Annotated in this window: 13 protein-coding genes and 1 pseudogene; 12 read left to right on the forward strand and 2 right to left on the reverse strand. The window is 72.7% G+C overall.

Annotated elements, in window-relative coordinates; translation table 11 throughout:
* Window positions 1-27: 27 nt before the first annotated feature.
* The 5 genes from LRP67_RS15080 to LRP67_RS15100 all read left to right on the forward strand — a co-directional run bounded on the left by LRP67_RS15080 (window position 28) and on the right by LRP67_RS15100 (window position 5,182).
* Complete coding sequence (locus tag LRP67_RS15080) at window positions 28-1,158, forward strand: glutamate--cysteine ligase (RefSeq protein WP_231270976.1); 1,131 nt, start codon at window positions 28-30, stop codon at window positions 1,156-1,158.
* Between the two features lie 9 nt (window positions 1,159-1,167).
* Window positions 1,168-1,671: a cupin domain-containing protein gene (locus LRP67_RS15085; RefSeq protein ID WP_231270977.1), complete on the forward strand. Its 504-nt coding sequence runs from the start codon at window positions 1,168-1,170 to the stop codon at window positions 1,669-1,671.
* An 88-nt stretch (window positions 1,672-1,759) separates the two neighbouring features.
* Window positions 1,760-2,755 (forward strand): SGNH/GDSL hydrolase family protein, encoded by a 996-nt coding sequence (locus tag LRP67_RS15090; protein ID WP_231270978.1) that lies wholly within the window; start codon window positions 1,760-1,762, stop codon window positions 2,753-2,755.
* 88 nt (window positions 2,756-2,843) lie between these two features.
* Window positions 2,844-4,295, forward strand: coding sequence for an SDR family NAD(P)-dependent oxidoreductase (locus LRP67_RS15095; protein WP_231270979.1), 1,452 nt, complete (start codon window positions 2,844-2,846; stop codon window positions 4,293-4,295).
* Between the two features lie 53 nt (window positions 4,296-4,348).
* A complete protein-coding gene (locus LRP67_RS15100; RefSeq protein ID WP_231270980.1) occupies window positions 4,349-5,182 on the forward strand; it encodes a hypothetical protein in 834 nt (277 codons plus the stop codon).
* A gap of 4 nt (window positions 5,183-5,186) precedes the next feature.
* Here LRP67_RS15100 and LRP67_RS15105 read toward each other — a convergent pair whose 3' ends face one another.
* Together LRP67_RS15105 and LRP67_RS15110 are read right to left on the reverse strand one after the other, a co-directional pair.
* Window positions 5,187-6,938, reverse strand: a complete 1,752-nt coding sequence (locus LRP67_RS15105; protein WP_231270981.1) for a GAF domain-containing protein — start codon at window positions 6,936-6,938, stop codon at window positions 5,187-5,189.
* Window positions 6,939-6,970: 32 nt separating this feature from the next.
* A complete protein-coding gene (locus tag LRP67_RS15110) occupies window positions 6,971-7,630 on the reverse strand; it encodes a response regulator transcription factor (protein ID WP_231270982.1) in 660 nt (219 codons plus the stop codon).
* Window positions 7,631-7,769: 139 nt separating this feature from the next.
* Between LRP67_RS15110 and LRP67_RS15115 the strand changes: the two genes are divergently transcribed.
* From LRP67_RS15115 to LRP67_RS15145, 7 genes and pseudogenes are all read left to right on the forward strand, one after another.
* On the forward strand, window positions 7,770-8,732 hold the full coding sequence (locus LRP67_RS15115; RefSeq protein WP_231270983.1) for a hypothetical protein: 963 nt from the start codon (window positions 7,770-7,772) through the stop codon (window positions 8,730-8,732).
* 125 nt (window positions 8,733-8,857) lie between these two features.
* Complete coding sequence (locus LRP67_RS15120; RefSeq protein ID WP_231271003.1) at window positions 8,858-10,309, forward strand: cytochrome ubiquinol oxidase subunit I; 1,452 nt, start codon at window positions 8,858-8,860, stop codon at window positions 10,307-10,309.
* 15 nt (window positions 10,310-10,324) lie between these two features.
* A complete protein-coding gene (cydB, locus tag LRP67_RS15125; RefSeq protein ID WP_231270984.1) occupies window positions 10,325-11,344 on the forward strand; it encodes a cytochrome d ubiquinol oxidase subunit II in 1,020 nt (339 codons plus the stop codon).
* Window positions 11,341-14,658, forward strand: a complete 3,318-nt coding sequence (cydD, locus tag LRP67_RS15130) for a thiol reductant ABC exporter subunit CydD (RefSeq protein WP_231270985.1) — start codon at window positions 11,341-11,343, stop codon at window positions 14,656-14,658. The genes cydB and cydD overlap by 4 nt, the downstream gene beginning before the upstream one ends.
* A 27-nt stretch (window positions 14,659-14,685) precedes the next feature.
* Entirely contained in the window at window positions 14,686-15,594 is a 909-nt protein-coding gene (locus tag LRP67_RS15135; RefSeq protein ID WP_231270986.1) for a universal stress protein, read from the forward strand.
* A gap of 89 nt (window positions 15,595-15,683) precedes the next feature.
* Window positions 15,684-16,262: a hypothetical protein gene (locus LRP67_RS15140; protein WP_231270988.1), complete on the forward strand. Its 579-nt coding sequence runs from the start codon at window positions 15,684-15,686 to the stop codon at window positions 16,260-16,262.
* 358 nt (window positions 16,263-16,620) lie between these two features.
* Window positions 16,621-17,035: pseudogene (locus LRP67_RS15145) on the forward strand (HNH endonuclease); the annotation flags it as partial.

Here is a 17,035-nt window from a genome sequence, read left to right on the forward strand (position 1 = left end):
GGCACGACCCGTTGGGTACCTGGGCGCATGAGCCCACGCACCGTCGGCATGGAGGAGGAGCTCCTCCTCGTCGACCCCGAGACCCGTCTGGCGTCGCCGCGCTCCCAGCAGGTCATCAAGCGCTTCCGCGAGCACGGCAAGGGGCAGCGGACTCTGCCGCGTGCCGCGACCGACGAGCTGGACCAGGAGCTGTTCCGTCACCAGGTCGAGACCCGGACTGATCCCGCCACCGACCTCGCCGACACCCTGCAGCAGCTGCGCCTGGCCCGGCGTACGGCAGGAGAGGCGGCGAGTGATGTGGACCTGGCCGTGGTCGCGACCGGGGTGTCGCCGACTCCGCTGACCGAGCCGCAGGTGACGCGCAACGACCGGTACGAGGACATGGTGCAGACCTTCGGGGAGATCGCCCGCTCGGCCGGCACCTGCGGGATGCACGTCCACGTCGCCATCTCCTCCGACGAGGAGGGCGTCGCGGTCATCGACCGGCTCGCCCCGTGGCTGCCGCTGGTGCTGGCCGTGAGCGCGAACTCCCCGATCGCCCACGGTCGCGATACCGGCTACGCGTCCTGGCGCTCCCGGATGTGGTCGAGCTGGCCCAGCGCCGGGGTGACCGAGGCCTTCGGCGACCTCGAGACCTACCGCGAGGTGTCGCGCGCCCTCATCGAGTCCGGTGCCGCCCGCGACCCGGGGATGCTCTACTTCGACGCCCGCCTGGCCGCCGAGCACCCGACGGTGGAGGTCCGGGTCGCCGACGTCTGCACCGACCCGGCCGACGGGGTGCTGGTCGCAGCCCTGGTGCGAGCCCTGGTCGAGACCGGTGCCCGGTCCTGGTCGCGTGGAGAGGAGCGCGCTCCCTGGCGGGCCGAGCTGCTGCGGGCCGCGCACTGGCGCGCCGCCCGCTACGGCCTGAGCGGCACCCTGATGCATCCGGTGGAGCGCCACCTCACCAAGGCCGAGGACGTCCTGCGCGACACCGTCGACCACCTCAGCGGGGTGCTCGACGAGTCCGGCGACCTGGACCTGGTCCGCGAGGGGGTGGACCGGGTCCTCCAGGGCGGCGGTGCCGCCCGCCAGCGCACGGCGTACGAGCGGTCGGGCAGCGTGGAGGGCGTGGTGGACGACCTCGTCGTCCGGACCGAGCGGACCTGGCAGGAGTAGCGTCCCCACATGACGTTCCCCGCGCCGGCCTACCCGCCCCAGACCTACCTGGGCGAGGGGGGCGAGGTCACCGCCCGGTTCCGCTCGGTCGACACCCCGCCGGAGCTGCCACGAGGCAGCGGCGCCGCGCACTACCTCGCCACCGGGGCGACCACCGACGGCCGGTTCGGGCTGTACCGCTGGGACATGGGAGCCGAGCCCGCCGGCGCCCAGCCGCACTTCCACCGGACGATCAGCGAGTCGTTCTTCGTGCTGTCCGGCGCCTTGCAGCTCTTCGACGGCCGCGACTGGCGCGACGCGGCGCCCGGCGACTTCGCCTATGTGCCGGAGGGTGGCGTGCACGGCTTCCGCAACGTGTCGGGGGTCCCGGCGTCGCTGCTCATCCTGTTCGCTCCCGGCGCCCCGCGCGAGGCCTACTTCGAGGGGCTCGTCGCCATGGCGGAGGGCCGGTGGGAGCCCACCCACGAGGAGCTGCAGGCGTTCCTGGAGGCACACGACAACCTCTACGTCTGAGAGCTCGGGTGTGACCGGGCTAATACCGGGGTACTTACTCGTCGGTACGGCCAGCCGGCCGTCGTCTCACCATGCCCTGGAGGCCTCCATGACCATTGCTCGTCCCCGTCGACTCCGATCGGCGCTGGCGGCCGCGACCGCCCTCGCGCTCACGGCGCTCGTCGCCCCCGGCACAGCGGCTCCCGCCGGCGCCGGCGCTCCGAGCGAGGTGGTCACCGGGGACGAGCCGATCGACTACGTCGCACTGGGCGACTCCTACAGCGCCGGCCCGCTCATCCCGGCTCAGCGCGCCGACCCGCTCGGCTGCCTGCGCTCGACCAACAACTACCCGGCCTACCTCGCCGGCTACTTCGGGGTGCGCACCTACCGCGACGTGACCTGCTCGGGCGCCGAGACCGACGACCTCGACCGACGGCGTCAGACCACGATCCTGCCCGGGCCGAAGCCGGCCCCTCAGCTCAACGCCCTCAGCGACGAGACGGACCTGGTCACGGTGGGCATCGGCGGCAACGACTACACCTTGTTCGGCTCGATGATCGAGGTGTGCGAGACCGTCGCCGACCTCGCTCCCCGGGGTGCGCCCTGCCGTCGCCACTTCACCAACGCCAAGGGCGTCGACACCAAGATGCGCGATGCGACGCGGATCCAGAAGAGCGTCGGGCGGGTCCTGCGCGCCGTCGCCCGCCGCGCCCCCGGTGCCGAGGTGTACGTCGTGGGCTACCCGCGCCTGCTCCCCGAGCGCGGCACCTGCAAGGCCGTGAAGTTCGCCGCCGGCGACTACCGCTGGGGCGACCGCGTCGAGCGTCGGCTGAACCGCTCCCTGCGCCTGGCGGCGGCCAACAACGGGGCGACGTACGTCAACCTGTACCCGGCCTCGCGCGGCCACGACGCCTGTGCCGGCAGCGAGGCCTGGATCAACGGCAGCACGCTGAAGCCGGTGCGCGCCGCCAACTTCCACCCGTTCCGCCGCGGGATGCGTGCGGCCGCCCAGGAGATCTACCGCCAGCTGACCGGAGGCGGCACGGCCCCCGGCCACGCCTTCGCGCAGCCGCCGGTGGGCTCCGGAGCACGTCAGGCCGGTTGACCCGACCGACGACGAGACCACGAGGGCCGGTCCACCTCCGCGGGTGGGCCGGCCCTCGTGCGCGCCGAGGCCCCCGTAGCATTCGCCGGTGACCTCCGGCATCGACCCAGACGAACTTGCGACGACGGTACGGGTCCTGGGCCGGCTACACGAGCTGCCGGACGACGACCCCGACCTCACGACGGTCAAGCGCGCGGCCTCGCACATGTACAAGGCCCTCAAGCGCGAGCGGCGGGCGGCGAAGCGCGCGGCCGAGCTGGCCGCCGACCGAGCGGTGACCGAGCTGACCGCGACCGGGTCGGCGATGCGGATCGACGACGAGACCGAGGGCATCGCGCTGGTCTCACGGGCGCTCGGCGCCTTCGCAGGCGAGCTGATCAACCCCCGCGGGTGCTACATCTGCAAGAGCGACTACACCCTGGTCGACGCGTTCTACCACTGGCTCTGCTCCACCTGCGCGGCCTTCTCGCACGGCAAGCGCGACCAGCGCACCGACCTGACGGGGCGCCGCGCGCTGCTCACCGGCGGGCGCGCCAAGATCGGGATGTACATCGCCCTGCGCCTCCTACGCGACGGCGCGCACACGACGATCACGACCCGCTTCCCCAAGGACGCCGTACGCCGGTTCGCGGCGATGCCCGACGCCGCCGACTGGATCGACCGGCTGGTCGTCGTCGGCATCGACCTGCGGGACCCGACCCAGGTCATCTCGCTCGCCGACGAGGTCGCGGCCGCCGGGCCCCTCGACATCCTGATCAACAACGCCTGCCAGACCGTGCGGCGCTCCCCCGGCGCCTACGCCCCGCTCGTCGAGGCCGAGCTCGCGCCGCTCCCGACCGACCTCGCCCTGCCCGAGATGGTCACCTTCGACCGAGTCTCCGAGCTGCACCCCGCCTCCATCGCCGGCACGTTGCGCGACCACCCCGTGGCCCACCACCTGGGAGAGTCGGCCGCCTCGATGACCGCCCTCGCGCTCAGTGCCGGGCACGCCTCGCTCGAGGCCCACCTGGCCGGTACGGCGGTCGACGCCGGCGGGCTGCTCCCGGACCTGCAGACGGTCAACTCATGGACGCAGAAGGTCGATGACGTCGACCCCCTGGAGCTGCTCGAGGTGCAGCTGTGCAACTCCATCGCCCCGTTCCTGCTGATCTCCCGGCTGCGCCCGGCGATGCGGGCGGCGCAGGCGCGGCGGCGCTACGTCGTCAACGTGTCGGCGATGGAGGGCCAGTTCTCCCGGCGCTACAAGGGCGCCGGCCACCCGCACACCAACATGGCCAAGGCCGCACTGAACATGCTCACGCGCACCAGTGCCGGTGAGATGTTCGACACGGACCGCATCCTCATGACGGCGGTCGACACCGGCTGGATCACCGACGAGAGACCCCATCAGGACAAGCTCCGGATCGCCGCGGAGGGCTGGCATGCACCGCTGGATCTGGTCGACGGGGCTGCGCGCGTCTACGACCCGATCGTCCGCGGCGAGGCCGGCGAGGACCTGTACGGCTGCTTCGTCAAGGACTACCGTCCCAGTCCCTGGTGACGGGTTTCTCGACCGTCGGGCCTAAGGTCGAGCATGTGCCCGACTTTGCAGCAGTGACCCGAGACCACGTCCTTGACGCCCTTTCCGAGTACGACGAGCGCGGCAGCGCGGCGTTCCTGAGGACCTACGGGTTCGGCGGGAGCCGGGACTACGTGGTCTGGCACGAGGGCAACAGCTACGACGCCAACGCCGTCCTGGGCGTGGCCCACAAGTACGCCACCGGCAAGGCGGCCTCGCGGGCCCACCTCGCCCGCAGCCTCGACGGCGCGGGCCGCCTGCTCACCCACCTGGGCTTCGACGTGACCCAGGTGGACGCCTCCGGACTCGTCGACCAGCCCATGAGTGGTGAGTGGCGCGACGCCGCCGACCTCGCGCTCGACGAGTCCCGCGACGCGTGGGCGCAGGCCGCGCACGCCGCTCTGCTCGAGGTCGCCGAGCATTACCACCGGGTGCTGACGACCAAGGAGCTCGCCGTGCAGGTGCAGAACCGCACCGGCATCCGCACCCAGCAGCAGACCCACTACTGGCTGGGCGACGTGCTCACCCGCGTCGCCGCCCGCTGCGCCCGCGAGGACGAGCCGATGCTGACCGCCTTCTGCGTCAACGCCGACGGCAGCGTCGGGGCCTCGTACGCTCCCGCCGTCCTGGCCGCGACCGGGACGGCCCCCGAGGACGCCGACGAGCACGCGGCGCAGCAGCGGCTTCTGGCGCACCAGCGCTACGGCGCCGACCTGCCGGCGGGAGGCGGCGTCGCCGCCCTCACGCCCAAGCTCGCCGCGGCGCGCGGCCGGGAGCGCAAGCTCCGCTACCAGGAGCGCGAGATCCCGACCTGCCCGAACTGCTACATGCAGCTGCCCGCGACCGGGGTCTGCGACAACTGCGCGTAGATGCTCAGCCGGCCGGCACCCACCACTCGACGGTGGTCCCCTCGCCGGGCACCGAGCGGATCAGGCACTGCCCGCCGAGACGGTCGGCGCGCTGGCGCATGTTGGACAGTCCGCTCTCCAGCACACCCTCGGGGACACCGCGCCCGTCGTCGCAGATCGTGAGCCGGATGTCGTCGGTCGCGCTCAGCTCGACGTCGACCGCGCTGGCCTGGGCGTGGCGTGCGGCGTTGGACAGCGCCTCTCCCAGCACCGCGAGTACGTCGGGCACGACGGCGGCCGGGATCCTGGTGCGGACGGGGCCGGTGAAGCGCAGGGTCGGGCGGAACTTCATGGTCGCCCCTGCGCGCTCCACGATCCGGGTCACCTCGGCCTGGACATCGGTCGCATCCTCCATCGAGCCGAGCGCGAAGATCGAGCGCCGGATGTCCTTGATGGTCGCGTCGAGGTCGTCCACGGCCTGGCTCAGCCGGTCGCGCACGGCCGGACGGTCGACCTGTCGCGAGACGCTCTCGAGACCGAGCCCGATGGCGAACAGCCGCTGGATCACCAGGTCGTGCAGGTCGCGCCCGATCCGGTCGCGGTCCTCGAACAGCACCAGCCGCTGCTGGTCCTCACGTCCGGCGGCGACCTGCAGCGCCAGGGCGCACTGCTCCGCGAAGCTGGCCGGAAGCGTCGGATCGACGGCATGGAAGGCACCGGCGCGCTCGGGTGCCCATGCCATCACCAGGACCCCCTCGGCCCCCTCGGAGCTGTGCAGCGGCACCGCGAGCGCCGGCCCGACGACCGGCCAGCCGAGGCGGCGACCCATGTCCAGCGCCCTGGGGTCGGTCACGATGTCGGCCACCGCCACGGGCTGACCGGTGCGCAGCACCTCGCTGGACAGCGAGTGCTCGAGGGCGACCTCGGCCATGGCGTGCACGTCGGGCCGGGCACCGGCCACGGCCCGCAGCCGCAGGCTCTCGACGTCGGCGCCGGAGGCCACCCACGCCAGGTCCGCCCCCGATACCTCGCGCGCGCGATCGGCGATGACCTGCATGGCCTCCGCCGTGACCGACGAGCGAGCGACCAGACTGGCCACCTCCGCGGAGGCGGTCAGCCAGCGCTGACGATGGCCGGCCTCCTCGTGCAGGCGGGCGTTCTCCAGGGCCACGCCTGCGGCGGCGGCCAGGGCCACCACGATCGCCTCGTCCTGCTCGGTGAAGTCCTCCCCACCCAGCTTCCCCGTGAGGTAGAGGTTGCCGAAGACGGTGTCTCGGATCCGCACGGGCACGCCGAGGAACGACGACATCGGCGGGTGGTTCGGGGGGAAGCCGAACGACGCCGGGTGCTCCTTGATGTCGTGCAGACGCAGCGGCTCGGGGTGGTCGATGATCAGGCCGAGCAGTCCGTGGCCGGTCGGGAGGTCGCCGATCTCCTGGATCTGGGCCTCCTCCACCCCGTGGGTGACGAACAGCCGCAGCCGCTTGTCCGGGCCGTCGCCGAGCACCCCCAGCGCGGCGTACTGCGCACCCGCCAGGTCGCTCGCGATGCGCACGATCCGGGCCAGGAGCCCGTCCAGGGTGAGATCCGCGGCCATGGTGACGACCGCGTCCAGGAGCAGCTGCCAGCGGGCCTGCTCGTCGAGGACGCCTTGGACCCGCCCCAGCACCTCCCGCAGCAGGTCATCGAAGCCGGTCTCGGCCAGAGCGGCCGCCGGATCCGCCGCGGCTGCGGCGCTCGGATCAGGGGAGGGAGCAGGGCGCTCGAAGTCGCTCATGGCCCGACGCTATCGAGGTGTCCGGTCGCCGGTCAGGGGTGAGGGTGCTTGGTGGCGAAGATCGCCGCCTGGGTGCGGCTGCTCAGGCCCAGCTTGGCCAGCAGGGAGGACACGTAGTTCTTGATCGTCTTCTCGGCCAGGAAGAGCGTCGAGGCGATCTGCCGGTTGGTCATGCCCTCCCCGATCAGCTCGAGGATTCGCTGCTCCTGGGACGTGAGCTGCTGCAGGCTCGGGTCCACCCGGGGGCCGTTGCGCACCCGCTCCAGCACCTGGGCGGTGACGGCCGGGTCGAGCATCGACTGTCCTGCGGCCACCCGGCGGACGGTGTCGATGAGGTCGCCGCCGCGCACCTGCTTGAGGACGTACCCGGCGGCGCCGGCCATGATCGAGGCGAACAGCGCCTCGTCGTCGTCGTAGGACGTCAGGATCAGGGCGTGGATGCTCGGATCGACCGAGCGCACGTCGCGGCACACGTCGATGCCGCTGCCGTCCGGAAGCCGGCCGTCCAGGATCGCCACGTCGGGGTGCAGTGCCGGGATCCGGCTGACGGCCTCGACAGCGGAGCTCGACTCGCCGATGACCACGATGTCCGGCTCGCTCTCGAGCAGCTCCTTGATCCCGCGCCGGACGATCTCGTGGTCGTCGAGGAGGAACACCCTGATCGGCTCGCGCGAGGCAGCGTCGTCGGTCATGTGCCCAGCCTAGAGGTCTTTGCCTTCCTCCACCGGGGGCCCCACCGGGGCCCGCCTGGTCCCGCTTCGACCCCGATGGCCCGCAGGGCTGGGACCTTGGTCCCTGGTGCAACGACGTGCGCTCGCGCAGTCTGGGGCAATGCATCCCCGTCCCCCGCTGCCCGACGGCGCGTCGCGCCGCGTCGTCGAGCTCGCCTGCGGCGCCCCGAGCGTGCACAACACGCAGCCGTGGCTGTGGCGGGTCTCCGGCTCACGCATCGACCTGTACGCCGACCGCAGCCGGCAGCTGCCGTTCTCCGACCCGACGGGGCGCAACCTGACCATCTCGTGCGGCGCGGCGCTGCACTACGCGCGGGTCGCCGCGACCGCCCTCGGGATGCCCGCCGAGGTGGTGCGGATGCCCGACCCGCTCGACGTGGACCACCTGGCGACGCTGCAGCTGCGCCCCGGCCCCCGTCCTCCGGACGCGATCGAGCACCTCAGCGCCCTGGGCCGCCGGGCCACCGACCGTCGCCGCTTCACATCCTGGCCGGTGCCCGAGGAGCGGCTGGCGAGCCTGGCCGCCTCCGTCAAGCGGAGCGGGGTGCGGGTGCTGCCGCTGGTGGAGCCCTCCCTGCGGTTCCGCGTGGAGCTGCTGGTCAACCGCGCGCGCGACAGGCAGCTGGACGACCCCCGCCTGGCCGCCGAGCAGCGGGCGTGGGTGGACCGGAGCCCCCTCGAGGGCATGCCGTCGGCCGCCCTCCCCGAGCTCGCCGCCCAGCAGCCTCCGTCCCGAGGGCACGCCGCCCCCGCCGCCCCCGACCTCGTCGAAGGCCCGGACGGGCTGCTGGCGCTGTGCACCGACACCGATGCCCCGGGCGACTGGCTCCAGGCCGGGGAGGCGCTCAGCGAGCTGTGGCTCGCCGCGACCGTGGAGGGCCTGTCCGTCGTGCCCCTGAGCCAGGTGATCGAGGTCGCCAGCACCCGCTTCTCCCTGGAGACCGAGGTGTTCGGCGGCATGACCGTCCCCCAGATCATCGTGCGGATCGGCTGGCAGGAGATCGGCCGCAGCCAGCTGCCCCGCACCCCTCGCCGTCCGGTCGACGAGGTCCTCCTCACCTGACCCGGGCCGCCCGGCTTCTCGGGACCTTCGTCCCCCAGGGGACAGGACCCGCGACCGTGCCGCAGGGCGAGACGCGTCCGTAGCGTGAGCGTGCCCGCCCCACCATCACAGGAGAGCACGTGGATCTGGACACTCTGGACATCGCTCGTTGGCAGTTCGGCATCACGACCGTCTACCACTTCCTGTTCGTCCCGATCACGATCGGCCTCTCGGCGATGGTGGCCGGCTACGAGACGGCCTGGGTGCGCACGCGCAACCCGCGCTGGCTGCGGCTCACGCGGTTCTTCGGCAAGCTGTTCCTGATCAACTTCGCCATCGGCGTCGTGACCGGCATCGTCCAGGAGTTCCAGTTCGGGATGAACTGGAGCGCCTACTCGCGCTTCGTCGGGGACGTCTTCGGCGCCCCGCTGGCGATCGAGGGGTTGCTGGCCTTCTTCCTGGAGTCGACGTTCCTCGGGTTGTGGATCTTCGGGTGGGACCGGCTCCCGGCCAAGCTGCACGCCGCGTGCATGTGGCTGGTGCACCTGGGCACGCTCTTCTCGGCGTACTTCATCCTCGCCGCCAACTCCTTCATGCAGCACCCGGTCGGCTACAGCTACAACTCCGAGACCGGCCGCGCCGAGATGACCGATTTCGCCGCGGTGATGTTCAACAAGGTCCAGCTGGTCACCTTCCCGCACACGGTGCTGGCGGCCTACATGACCGGTGCCGCCTTCGTGGTCGGTGTCGCGTTCTGGCAGCTCGTACGCAAGGCCCGCGACGAGGAGGACCGGTCGATGTACCGCGCAGCCGTGCGGAGCAGCGCCTGGGTGGTCCTGGTGGCGGGCATCGGGGTCGCCGTCTCGGGTGACATCCAGGGCAAGATCATGACCGAGGTCCAGCCGATGAAGATGGCTGCCGCGGAGGGGCTCTACGAGACCGAGGAACCGGCCGACTTCTCGGTGCTGACCATCGGCAGCTTGGACGGCTCCGAGGAGAAGTTCTCGATCAAGATCCCCAGGCTGCTGTCCTTCCTGGCCACGGGCACCTTCGACGGCGAGGTCGTCGGCATCGACGAGCTGCGCACGCAGTACACCGAGGAGTACGGGTCCGACCCGGGCGCGGAATACTACTCCCCCGGCGACTACACGCCGATCATCCCGCTGACCTACTGGAGCTTCCGCCTGATGATGGGGCTCGGCATGGCCGCCGCCGGGATCGCGGCCTGGATCCTGTGGGCCACGCGCCGAGGGCGCAGTCCCAATAGTGGGCGCTGGCTGCTCGCGTCGGCCGTGGCGCTGCCGCTGCTGCCGCTGTTCGCCAACTCCTTCGGGTGGATCTTCACCGAGATGGGTCGCCAGCCGTGGGTCGTGTTCGGCCTGATGACGACCCAGCACGGGGTGTCGCCGAGCGTCTCCCCGACCGAGGCGCTGATCTCGCTGGTCGTGCTGACCCTGCTCTACGGCGCGCTCATGGTCGTGGAGGTCAAGCTCCTGCTCACCTACGCGCGCCACGGCGCGGACAAGATCGAGGACGACGACCTGCCGCCGGAGCGGCCGGACAACGACCCCGACCGCCCCCTCGCCTTCGCCTACTGAGACCCGGAGAACGTCATGGAGCTCACCACCGTCTGGTTCAGCCTGATCGCGATCCTGTGGATCGGCTACTTCGTCCTCGAGGGCTTCGACTTCGGAGTCGGCATGCTGCTGCCCGTCATCGGCCGCTCGAATGCCGAGCGCCGGGTCCTCATCAACACCATCGGTCCCGTCTGGGACGGCAACGAGGTGTGGCTCCTCGTCGCGGGCGGCGCGACCTTCGCCGCCTTCCCGGAGTGGTACGCGACGCTGTTCAGCGGCTTCTACCTGCCCCTGCTGCTGATCCTGGTAGCGCTGATCGTGCGCGGCGTCGCGTTCGAGTACCGGCACAAGCGCGACGACGCCCAGTGGCAGCGCCGGTGGGACCTCGCGATCATCATCGGCTCGGCGGTGCCCGCGGTGCTGTGGGGCGTCGCCTTCGCCAACATCCTGCGCGGCGTGCCGATCGACGCCGACATGGAGTACACCGGCGGCTTCTTCAACCTGCTCAACCCCTACGCCCTCGTCGGCGGGGCTGCCACCCTGCTGCTGTTCCTCACGCACGGAGCGGTCTTCATCTCGCTGAAGACGTCCGGCCGGGTGCGTGAGCACGCCCGCCGGCTGGCGACCCGGCTGGGCGCGGCCGCCGCGGTCGTGACCGTCGTCTTCCTGGGCTGGACCCAGCTCGACACCGGCACGGTGGCGTCGGCCGTCGCCTTCGCGGCGGCCGCGGTCGCCCTGCTCCTCGGGCTGCTGGCGGTGCTGTCGGGCCGCGACGGGTGGTCCTTCGTGGGCACCTTCCTGGCCATCGGCCTGGGCGTCGGCGGCCTGTTCCTCGCCCTCTTCCCCGACGTGATGCCGACGACGCTCGCCGACGGGACCGGGCTGACCACCACGAACGCGGCCGCGACGGCGTACACGCTCAAGATCATGACCGTCGTCGCGGTGATCTTCACGCCGCTGGTCCTGGCCTACCAGGCATGGACCTACTGGGTGTTCCGCCGGCGCATCTCGGTCGACCACATCCCCGCTCCCCTGCCCACCCCCACCGGCCAGTGAGGCCCACCGACCCGAGGCTGCGGCCGTACCTGGCGCCCGCGAGGCGGCCCCTGATCGGGGTCGTGGCCTCGGGCGTCGTGGGTGCGGTGCTGGTGATCGCCCAGGCCTGGGCGGTCACCGGCCTGGTCGTGGCGGTCGTGCGCGACGAGCCGCTGACACGGTGGACGGTGAGCGTGCTGGCGCTGTTCGCCGCCCGGGCACTGGTCTCCTGGTCCTCCGACGTGCTCTCCGCGCGCGCGGCCGCCCAGGTCGGAGACCACCTGCGCGAGTCGGTCGTCCGCGTCGTGCTCCAGCGCAACGCCGCCATCACCGGCGAGGGGTCCTCGGGCGAGCTCTCCGTGCTCGCCACGCGCGGTGTGGCCGCAGCGGAGCCGTACCTGACGCGCTACCTGCCGGCGGCGGTCCTCGCCATGGTGCTCCCCCTGCTGACCTTGGTCGTGATCGCCACCCAGGACCGGTGGAGCGCCCTGATCGTGGCGCTCACGCTTCCCTTGGTGCCGGTCTTCGGCGCGCTGGTCGGCCTGGCCACCCGCGACCGGGCTCAGGAGCAATGGGCCGCCATGGCCGCGCTGTCAGGCCACTTCGTGGACGTCGTCAAGGGGCTGCCGACCCTGGTCGCTCATCGACGGGCGCGGGCCCAGTCGGCGCGCATCGCCTGGGTCACCGACCGGTACCGGCGCGCCTCGCAGGCGACGCTGCGCCTCGCCTTCGCCTCCTCCGCCGTGCTGGAGCTGGTCGCCACGCTCAGCGTGGCGCTCGTGGCCGTGGTGATCGGGGTGCGGCTCGCGCACGGCGACGTGGGCCTCGAGACGGCCCTGTTCGTGCTGCTGCTCGCCCCCGAGGCGTACTGGCCCCTGCGGCGCGTCGGTGCGGAGTTCCACGCGGCCGCCGAGGGCGTGGCGACCTTCGAGGCGGTGACCGAGCTGCTCGCCTCCGCGCACGACGAGACACCGTCCACGTCGTACGGCGAGGGCGACCTGGTCGTCCGCGACCTCAGCGTCACCTACCCCGGACGCACGCAGCCGGCCCTGACGGGGCTGAGCACGGTCGTGCCCGCGCGCGGCGTCACGGTCGTCACCGGGCCGTCGGGATGCGGCAAGTCCACCCTGCTGGGCGCCGTCGCCGGGCTGGTCACGGCCGACGGCACACTCACGGTCGGCGGGACGCCGGTCGGTCCGGGCTGGCGCGACCAGGTGGCGTGGCTGCCCCAGCGCCCGGTGCTGCTCGCCGGCAGCGTGGCCGACAACCTGCGCCTGGCCGCGCCCGACGCCTCGGACGACGCGCTGTGGGCGGCGCTGGAGCAGGTGGCGCTCGCCGAGCGCGTGCGGCTGCTCCCCGGCGGCCTGGACGCCCCGGTCTCCGAGGACGGCGGCAGCCTCTCCGCGGGCGAGCGCGCCCGCCTCACCCTCGCGCGCGTGGTGCTCGCCGCCCGCCCCTGGGTGCTCCTCGACGAGCCGACGGCCCACCTGGACGAGCTCACCGAGCAGGTCATCGCCGACACCATCGTGGCTCTCGGTCGCACATCGGCGGTCCTCGTGGTGGCGCACCGGCCGGCCGTCGTGTCGCTCGCCGACCACGTGCTGACGCTCGCACGCCCAGTCCCCGCACCCGCGACGGCACCCGCGACGGCCCGGGCCGAGCGACGGCGTCGGCCAGCGCTCGCGCCCGCGGACGACGAGGTCACGCCGGCGCGCCCGGCGGCACTCTGGACGAGCGTCGCGCTCGGCTCGCTCGCCTCGACCTCCGGCGTCGCACTGACGGCGACCGCAGGCTGGCTGATCGTGCAGGCCTCCACGCAACCCCCCGTGCTCACCCTGCTCGTGGCCGTGGTGGGGGTCCGGCTCTTCGGCCTGGCGCGCCCGGTGCTGCGCTACGCCGAGCGCCTGCGCTCCCACGACACCGCGCTGCGGATGCTGGCCGAGCGTCGCGTCCGGGTCTACGACGCGATCGTGCCGCTGGTCCCCGGTCGGCTCGGCCGCCGCCGCGGTGACGTCCTGACGTCCATCGTGGACGACGTCGACAGCGTCGTGGACCGCGAGCTGCGCGTGCGGCTGCCGATCCTGGGCTACGTGGGCGTCGTCGTGCTCACCACGCTGGTCACCGCGATCGTGCTCCCCGCGGCCGTGCCGGTCGTCGTGGTCACGGCGCTCGTGGGCGCCGGCGCCGGGTTCGCGCTGGCCCGGCTCGGCGCCGGCCGGCGGGAGCGGGCCGCCGTCGGCCTGCGCGCGGAGCTCTCCGCCGCGGTCGTCGAGAGCGCCCAGGTCGCCACCGAGCTGGTGATGTGGGGCGCCGCCGAGGCCGCCGTCGACCGAGTCTCGAGCATCGGTGGGCGCCTCACCGGCGCCGGTGTGCGCTCGGCTCGGTGGTTGGGTGCGGCGCGCGGCGCCGTCCTCGTGTCCTCGGGGGCCGGCGTGGCCGCCATGGCCTGGCTCGCCACCCCCGCGGTCGCCGAGGGCCGGCTGTCGGCACCGATGGCCGCCCTCCTGGTGCTCGTCCCCCTGGCGCTCGCCGAGCCCGCCACGATGGTCGCCGACGCGGGGGCACTCTCCGCCCGCACCGACGCCGCGGCGGCCCGGCTGCGGCTCCTGGACCGCCGTACTCCCGCGGTCCGGGACACCGTCGGTCACCGGCTGCCGGAGTCGTCGGCCGTCACGGTCCGCGAGGTGAGCGTCGGCTGGGACGCCGAGCCGTGCGTCGAGGGCCTCTCCTTCGACCTCGCGCCCGGGGACCGGGTCGCCGTGACCGGCCCGAGCGGCTCCGGAAAGAGCACCCTGGCCGCGCTGATGCTGCGCTTCCTCGACCCGTCGAGCGGCGAGGTGGCACTCGGCGGCGAGCCGCTCGACCACCTGGCGCTGGACGACGTACGCCGCCGCGTCGGCCTGGTCGACGACGATCCCCACCTCTTTGCGACGACCCTGGTGGAGAACGTCCGGCTCGCGCGACCGTCGGCCACCGACGACGAGGTCGAGGTGGCGCTGCGCCGAGCCCGGCTCGGCCCCTGGCTGGAGGCCCTTCCCGAGGGGCTCGACACCTGGCTCGGCGACGGACACGCCCAGGTCTCCGGAGGCGAGCGGGCCCGGCTGGCGGTCGCCCGCTCGATCCTGGCCGACCAGCCGGTGCTGGTGCTCGACGAGCCGACGGCCCACCTCGACCACGCCACCGCCGTCGAGCTGGCCGCGGAGGTGCTGGGCGCGCCCGACGGTCGCAGCGTCCTGTGGATCACCCATGAGCCGGTGGGTCTGGACCTGGTCGACCGCACCGTCGAGCTCGGGTCCTTGGTCCCTCCGGGTCGGGTACTCCGCCGCTCCCGCTGACCCGTGCGGGGAGCCAGGGTCGAGGGCATGGACACCAACTCGCTCCCCGCAGGCGCCGTCGTCGTAGGAGTGGACGGCTCCGACCACTCCGACCGGGCGGTCGCCTGGGCCGCCCACGAGGCGCACCTGACCGGGCGGCCGCTCGTGCTCGCCCACGGGACCGGCATCCTCCTCGATGTCGACCCCTACGCCGGCACGGTGATCCACGAGCTCCAGGTCGCCGGTCGGGAGCTCGTCGAGGCCACACGGACCCGGCTGGTGACCCTGCACCCCGACCTCTCGGTGCACACCGCGCTGCGCACGGCCCACCCCCGCCAGGCGATGCTGGACCTCGCCGAGCGCGCCGCCCTGCTCGTCGTGGGCTCGCGCGGCCACGGCCCGGTGCGCAGCGTGCTGCTCGGATCGGTCAGTGTCGGCCTCGCCCGCGAGGCCGCCTGTCCCGTCGTGGTCGTCCGGCCCCACCACCCCGGCCTCGTCCGTAGGGGCGTGCTGGTCGGCGACGACGGGACCGCCGACTCCGCGCCGGTCCTGGAGCAGGCGTTCCGCTTCGCCTCGGGCCACCGCCTGCCGCTGACCGTCCTGCACAGTGTCTGGGACTCGATCGTCGACACCACCCGCTCGCACGCACTCCCGAAGTCGCACCCGGCCGGCGAGGACGCCCGGCTGCGGCTCGCGGAGTCGCTGGCGGGCTTCGCCGAGCGCTACCCGGACGTCCACGTCGAGCAGGTCATCTCCCGCGGCCAGCCCGCGGCGTCCCTGCTCGCCGAGGCCGACCACCTGGACCTCGTCGTCGTGGGCCGACACGACCGATCCCGGATCGGCAACCTGCTGTTGGGCTCGGTCGCCGCCAACGTCGTGGAGCACGCGGCGTGCCCCGTGGCCGTCGTTCCCGTGGCTCCGATCCTCGCTGGGACCAACGTCCCGCGGCACAGATGACCATCGCCTCTCGCGGCGGGACCCCCGGGTCGACCAGGCTGAAGACAACAACAACAGACCACTCAAGGAAAGCAAGAAGGAGCAGTGCCATGACCACCATCCACCGCCCGGCTCACGACCACCAGGTCCTGGCCGAGATCGACGTCGTCCAGACCCCCTTCGCCCGCAAGGCGCTGGCGGCCCTGCGCATCGGCTTCGGCTTCACGTTCCTGTGGGCCTTCTTCGACAAGCTGCTCGCCCTCGGCTTCCACACCGGCTACGACCAGGCCGGACAGCTCGACCGCTTCGGTGACGCGGCGTTCATCAACGGCGGCAGCCCCACCGAGGGCTTCTTGACCTTCGGCGCCGACGGCCCCTTCAAGGGCTTCTACAACTCCATCGCCGGCACCTGGTTCGCCGACTGGGGCTTCATGCTCGGCCTCCTCGGCATCGGCCTCGCCCTCACCCTCGGGATTGGGATGCGCGCCGCCGGCGCGGCCGGCGCCCTGCTCTACGTGATGATGTGGACCGTCGCCCTTCCTCCGGAGACCAACCCCCTCATTGACGAGCACATCCTCGGAGCCATCACCCTGGTCGCCCTGACCGCCCTCGGCGCCGGCACCACCTGGGGACTGGGCAAGGTCTGGAACAAGACCGACATCGTCCAGAAGCACCCCATCCTCCGCTGATCCCCCTCGCCGGCCCGCCACCTCCTCGAGGTGGCGGGCTCTTCTGCGTCCCGACCGTCGCCACTCTCGTTGGTCGAGGTGCGAGGAGCGCCAGCGACGAGCCCGTCCCTTCGGTGGTCGAGGTGCGAGGAGCGCTAGCGACGAGCCTCGAGACCCGGTGAGCCGACAAGCAGCCCCGAGTACCCCGGTCAGGTCGCCAGTCACGTCACCAGGTCTCGAGGCTCAGGCGCCAGGGCGCCTTCGCACCTCGACCACCGAAAGGCCTCGACCACCGAGGTGCCGAATGTTCGCGAATGCCCTGTGCATAAAGGGGATTCTCGACCCTGCCACTGTCGGTGGCGGGTGCTTGAGTAGACCTATGAGCAGCCCCGCCACCCCCACCGCGAGCCACCCCGTGGCCGCCGGAGTGGCACGGCTGCGGGAGCAGGTCGCCGACCTCAACCAGACCCCGGTGTGGTCGATGACCCCCACCGAGACCGCTCAGGCGCTGGCCGACGCGACCCGGCTGCGCGCGCAGGCCGACGAGCTGACGCTGCGCCTGGCCGCACACGCCGACGCCACCCGGGTCGGCGTCGAGACCGGCGCGACCTCGACCGCGGTCTACTGGGCCAACACCACCCGCCAGACCCCACGTGCCACCGCCGCAGCGATGAAGCTCGCCCAAGCCCTCGAGCGCCACGACACCGTCGCCGCCGCGCTCGCGGGAGGGGTGATCCTCACCGACCAGGCCCAGGTCGTCGTCGAGGCCGTCGACGCCCTCCCCGACGATGTGC

The organism is Nocardioides sp. cx-169 (assembly GCF_021083605.1).
Taxonomy (GTDB): domain Bacteria; phylum Actinomycetota; class Actinomycetes; order Propionibacteriales; family Nocardioidaceae; genus Nocardioides.

Coding starts and splice junctions, on each gene's coding strand:
- LRP67_RS15140 (WP_231270988.1), top strand. CDS start 15,684: ATGACCACCATCCACCGCCCGGCTCACGACCACCAGGTCCTGGCCGAG.
- LRP67_RS15090 (WP_231270978.1), top strand. CDS start 1,760: ATGACCATTGCTCGTCCCCGTCGACTCCGATCGGCGCTGGCGGCCGCG.
- LRP67_RS15085 (WP_231270977.1), top strand. CDS start 1,168: ATGACGTTCCCCGCGCCGGCCTACCCGCCCCAGACCTACCTGGGCGAG.
- LRP67_RS15080 (WP_231270976.1), top strand. CDS start 28: ATGAGCCCACGCACCGTCGGCATGGAGGAGGAGCTCCTCCTCGTCGAC.
- LRP67_RS15115 (WP_231270983.1), top strand. CDS start 7,770: ATGCATCCCCGTCCCCCGCTGCCCGACGGCGCGTCGCGCCGCGTCGTC.
- cydB (WP_231270984.1), top strand. CDS start 10,325: ATGGAGCTCACCACCGTCTGGTTCAGCCTGATCGCGATCCTGTGGATC.
- LRP67_RS15135 (WP_231270986.1), top strand. CDS start 14,686: ATGGACACCAACTCGCTCCCCGCAGGCGCCGTCGTCGTAGGAGTGGAC.
- LRP67_RS15110 (WP_231270982.1), bottom strand. CDS start 7,630: ATGACCGACGACGCTGCCTCGCGCGAGCCGATCAGGGTGTTCCTCCTC.
- LRP67_RS15105 (WP_231270981.1), bottom strand. CDS start 6,938: ATGAGCGACTTCGAGCGCCCTGCTCCCTCCCCTGATCCGAGCGCCGCA.